Annotated in this window: 2 protein-coding genes; both read left to right on the forward strand. The window is 75.7% G+C overall.

What is annotated here, in order from left to right; all coding sequences use genetic code 11:
- Window positions 1–2,861, forward strand: a 2,861-nt coding sequence (locus IE287_RS37915) for a type I polyketide synthase (RefSeq protein WP_189853982.1), incomplete at its 5' end; no start/stop codon positions are given.
- A 119-nt stretch (window positions 2,862–2,980) separates the two neighbouring features.
- On the forward strand, window positions 2,981–4,603 hold a 1,623-nt coding region (locus tag IE287_RS37920), incomplete at its 3' end, for a type I polyketide synthase (protein WP_189853983.1).

Here is a 4,603-nt window from a genome sequence, read left to right on the forward strand (position 1 = left end):
CCGTCGCCACCCTCCACACCCGCGGCGTCCCCGTCGCCTGGCAGACCCTCTACGAGAACACCGGCGCCCGCCGCGTCCCCCTGCCCACCTACGCCTTCCAGCGCCGCCGCTACTGGCTCGAACCCCGCCCCGTTCCCGAGACCTTCGGCAACGGCGCCCCCGCCACCGGCCACCCCGTCCTCGGCTCGCCCGTCACCGTCGCGGGCTTCAACCAGATCCTCTTCACCAGCCGGCTCTCCCTCAAGAGCCACCCCTGGCTCGCCGACCACGTCGTCCTCGGCTCCGCCATCCTGCCCGCCTCCGCCCTGGTCGAACTCGCCATCCACGCCGGTGACCTGATCGGCCACCCGGCGCTCGACGAGCTCAACCTCCAGGTGCCGCTGGTCCTCCCCGAAGAGGGCAACATCCAGCTCCAGGTCAGGGCCGGCACCCCCGACGACACCGGCCGCCACTGCCTGTGCCTGTACTCGCGCCCCGACGACTTCGACGCGCCGTGGACCATGCACGCCGAGGGCTGGTACCTCACCGAGGAGCCGGAGGCCGCCGCCTCCCTGGCCTGGGACGAGAACGCCGGCGGCCGCACCACCGAGATCCGGCTCCCCGAAGGGCTCCAGAGCGACGCGGGCCGCTACGGCCTCCACCCGGTCCTGCTCCAGGCCGCCCTGCCCACCCGCCCGGTCGACCCCGACGCCGGCACGGTCCCGGTGCCGGCCGACTGGTACGGCGTACGGCTCCACGCGACCGGCGCGACCGCCGTCAAGGCCCGGATCACCGAGATCGACGACGACTCCTTCTCGCTCCAGCTCGCCGACGCGGCCGGCGACCTCGTCGTCTCGGTCGAGTCCATCGTCTTCAGGGACATCCCCAACGAGCAGTTCAGAGCGGCCGTCGGCGGCGACAGCACCGGACGCGACTCGCTCCTCCACCTCGACTGGACGCCCGCCGGACCCCTGCCCGCGCCCCCCGCGCCGACCGCCTGGGCCGTCCTCGACCCCGACGCCCCCGACGGCGGCGCCGGGAACCGCTACCCGGACCCGGCCGCCGTGGCCGGAGCCCTCGCCTCCGGCACCCCCATCGACGCCGTCCTGCTGCCGTGGACCACCCCGCAGGACGCCGCCGGCCAGGCCGCCGCCACCCGCACCGCCACCCGCACGGCCCTCGCCCTGGTACGCACCTGGCTGGCGGACGAGCGGCTCGCACCGGTCCGGCTCGTCGTGGTCACCTCGGGCGCGGTCGCCACCGCCGAGGGCGAGGACGTCACCGACCTGGCGGCCGCCGCCGTCTGGGGCCTGCTGCGCTCGGCCCAGTCCGAGGCCCCCGACCGCATCACCCTCGTCGACACCGCCACCGGCACCGACACCGACACCGCCCCGGTACGCGACCGGCTCGCCGCCCTGCTCGCCTCCGGCGAACCCCAGGCCGCCCTGCGCGAGGACACCGTGCTCCTGCCCCGCCTGCGGCGCGTCCCCGCCACCACCACCCCGGCCGGCCCGAAACCCGCCTGGAAGAACGGCGGCACCGTCCTGGTCACCGGCGGCACCGGCACCCTGGGCGCCGAGACCGCCCGGCACCTGGTCGCCGAACACGGCGCCTCCCGCCTGCTGCTCCTCACCCGCACCGGCGACCGCGCCGCACACGTGCAGCCGCTCCTCGACGACCTGCGGGCCACCGGCGCCCACGTCACCGTCACCGCCGCCGACGCGGCCGACCGCGAGGCCCTGGCCCGCGTCCTCGCCGCCATCCCCGCCGAGCACCCGCTCACCGCCGTCGTCCACACCGCCGGCGTCCTCGACAACGCCCTCCTGCCCGACCTCACCGACGACCGCCTCGACGCCGTCCTGCACCCCAAGGCCGACGCCGCCTGGCACCTGCACGAACTCACCCGCGACCTGCCGCTCGACGCCTTCGTGCTCTTCTCCTCCACCGTCGGCGTCCTCGGCGGCCCCGGCCAGGCCAACTACGCCGCCGCCAACGCCTTCCTCGACGGCCTCGCCGCCCACCGCCGCGCCCACGGCCTGCCCGCCACCTCCATCGCCTGGGGCCTGTGGCAGCTCGGCGGCATCAACGCCCACCTCTCCGAGGCCGACCTCAACCGCTTCGCCCGCGACGGCTTCCGGCCCATCGCCCGCGTCGAGGGACTCTCCCTGTTCGACCGGTCCACCGCCGACGGCCGGGCCGCGCTCGTCGCCACCCCGGTGGGCGTCTCCGCCCTGCGCGCCCAGGCCCGCGTCCCGGCCCTCCTGGCCGAACTCGCCGCACCGCCCGGCCGCCGCGTCGCCGCCTCCGCACCCACCGCGGCCGACACCGACCCGGCGGGCGAACTCACCGCCCGCCTGGCCGACCTGAGCGAGGTCGAACAGGACCAGCTGCTCCTCACCCTCGTACGGACCGAGGTCGCCGCCGTACTCGCCCGCACCGACGCCGAGAACATCGCACCCGGCCGGGCCTTCCAGGACCTGGGCTTCGACTCCCTGACCGCCGTCGACCTGCGCAACAGGCTCGGCACCACCACCGGGGTCAAGCTCCCCGCCACCCTCGTCTTCGACCACCCCACCCCGGCGGCCCTCGTCGCCTACCTGCGCGAACGCCTCGCCCCGCAGACGCCCGACCCCCACCGGGCGCTCCTCGACGAGCTGGACGCGATGGAGCGCAGGCTGGCGGCCGCCGCCCCCGGCGCCGACGAGGACCGCACCGCCGTCTCCGCCCGCCTGCGGGCGCTCCTGGCCCGCGTCGAGGGCGCGCCCGAGCCGGCCGGAGCGGCCGGGGAGTCCGTGGCCGACGCGTCCGAGGCCATCGAGGCGGCCTCGGTCGACGAACTCCTCAGCTTCATCGACAACGAACTCGGCCGCCCCACCGCGTAACGGGGCCCGGGCCCGCAACGGCCCGGGCCCGGCCCCACCCCTCAACGGCCCGCCCCGGCACGGCCCCGCCCCCCCATCCACTCGCCTTCCGCCCTTCGCCCGAGGAGAGCACGAACCCGATGTCCAACCCGTCGAACGAAGAGAAACTGGTCGAGTACCTGAAGCGGGTCACCGTCGACCTGCAGAAGGCGAACCGGAGGATCGCCGACCTCGAGGCGGCCGACACCGAGCCGATCGCCGTGGTCGGCATGGCCTGCCGCTTCCCCGGCGGCGTCGCCTCCCCCGAGGACCTGTGGCGGCTGGTCGACGACGGCACCGACGCCATCACCGGCTTCCCCACCGACCGCGGCTGGGACCTGGAGCGGCTGTACGACCCCGACCCGGCCCGCCCCGGCACCGCCTACACCCGCCAGGCGGGCTTCCTCCACGACGCCGCCCTCTTCGACGCCGGCTTCTTCGGGATCTCCCCCCGCGAGGCCCTCGCCATGGACCCCCAGCAGCGCCTCCTCCTGGAGACCTCCTGGGAGGCCCTCGAACAGGCCGGCATCGACCCCGACACCCTGCGCGGCAGCCGCACCGGAGTCTTCGCCGGCATCATCGAGCAGAGCTACCTGGGCCTGGAGGGACCCGAGGAGTTCGAGGGCTACCTGCTGACCAGCAAGCTCAGCAGCGTCGCCTCCGGCCGCATCTCCTACAGCCTCGGCCTGGAAGGACCGGCCGTCTCCGTCGACACCGCCTGCTCCTCCTCCCTGGTCGCCCTCCACCTCGCCGTCCAGTCGCTGCGCTCCGGCGAGTCCGACCTCGCCTTCGCCGGCGGCGTCACGGTGACCGCGACCCCCGGCGGCTTCGTCGACTTCTCCCGGCAGAGCGGCCTGGCACCCGACGGCCGCATCAAGTCCTTCTCCGCCGACGCCGACGGCACCTCCTGGTCCGAGGGCGCCGGCATGCTCCTCGTCGAGAAGCTCTCCGACGCCCGCCGCAACGGCCACCGCGTCCTCGCCGTCATCCGCGGCTCGGCCGTCAACCAGGACGGCGCCTCCAACGGCCTGACCGCCCCCAACGGCCCCTCCCAGGAACGCGTCATCCGCCAGGCCCTCGCGGACGCGGGCCTGACCCCGGCCGACGTGGACGCCGTCGAGGCCCACGGCACCGGCACCCGCCTGGGCGACCCCATCGAGGCCCAGGCCCTGCTGGCCACCTACGGGCAGAACCGGCCCGAGGACCGCCCGCTCTACCTCGGCTCCCTCAAGTCCAACATCGGGCACACCGTCGCCGCCGCCGGCGTCGGCGGCGTCATCAAGATGATCCAGGCCATGGACCACGGCGTCCTGCCCCGCACCCTGCACGTCGACCGGCCCACGCCCATGGCCGACTGGGACTCCGGCGCCGTCGAACTGCTCACCGAGCCACGCCCCTGGCCCCCCACCGCGCGCGCCCGCCGCGCCGCCGTCTCCGCCTTCGGCGTCAGCGGCACCAACGCGCACGTCATCCTCGAGCAGCCGCCGGCGCAGGAGCCCGCCGACACCGGACAGACGACCCCGCTGCCCGTGGTGCCCTGGCCGGTCTCGGGCCGCACCCCGGACGCGCTGCGCGCCCAGGCCCGCCGCCTGTACGACCACGTCGCCTCCGACACCGGTCTCTCCCCGCTCGACATCGGCTTCTCGCTGGCGACGGGCCGCGCGTCGCTGGACCACCGCGCGGTGGTGACGGGCCGCGACCGCGCCGAACTCCTCGCCGGCGTC

Source organism: Streptomyces omiyaensis (assembly GCF_014650895.1).
Taxonomy (GTDB): Bacteria; Actinomycetota; Actinomycetes; order Streptomycetales; family Streptomycetaceae; genus Streptomyces; species Streptomyces omiyaensis.